Origin of the sequence: Methylibium sp. T29-B (assembly GCF_000576225.1) — a bacterium.
Classification (GTDB): domain Bacteria; phylum Pseudomonadota; class Gammaproteobacteria; order Burkholderiales; family Burkholderiaceae_C; genus Methylibium; species Methylibium petroleiphilum.
Window position 1 is genome coordinate 1 of the sequence record NZ_AZSN01000401.1, and the last position, 559, is coordinate 559.

At 76.0% G+C, this 559-nt stretch carries 1 pseudogene; it reads left to right on the plus strand.

The features are described from left to right. Positions 1-201: 201 nt before the first annotated feature. Positions 202-559: pseudogene (locus Y694_RS22180) on the plus strand (VWA domain-containing protein); the annotation flags it as partial.

Below are 559 nucleotides of genomic sequence, written 5' to 3' on the forward strand. Positions count from 1 at the left end.
GCGCCGGTGCGCTGGAGCGAAGCGGCGGCCACGGCCTGAACGCCCGATGGACCGCGCCTGGCCGCCGTCGACCGGCCCTACGATGGCCTCGCCGCGCTGCCGCGCGAGCTGTGGCTGCCGACGCTGATCAGCGCGGTCGGGACTAGCGAGGCGCGGCTGCGGCAGGGGCCGGCCTGGCTCGCGGCGCTCGAGGCCGGCGAGTTGCCCGATGCGGCGCTCGACTTCGACGATCCGCAGGCGCTGCAGCCGTTGCGTCAGGCGATCGGCGAGCTAGGCCTGCACGAACTGGCGCGCGAGGCCCCGGCCGCAGCGCAGCAGGTGCTGCGCACGGCGCTGTGGCATCTGGACCGGCTGATCGACCGCCCGACCGACGAGCCGCGTGAGACCGCGATCGCCGAGATGGTGGCGGCGTTCCGCGCCGAATGGACGCTGCTGCACGCCGACTGGGAGCACCTGCTCGCGCTGCTGCAGGACCTGGGCGAGCTCGCGGCCCTGCAGCGCGACGCGCTGCGCGGCCGGCTGGCGCGGCGCGAATGGCAGGCAGCCCAGCAGCTGGCGG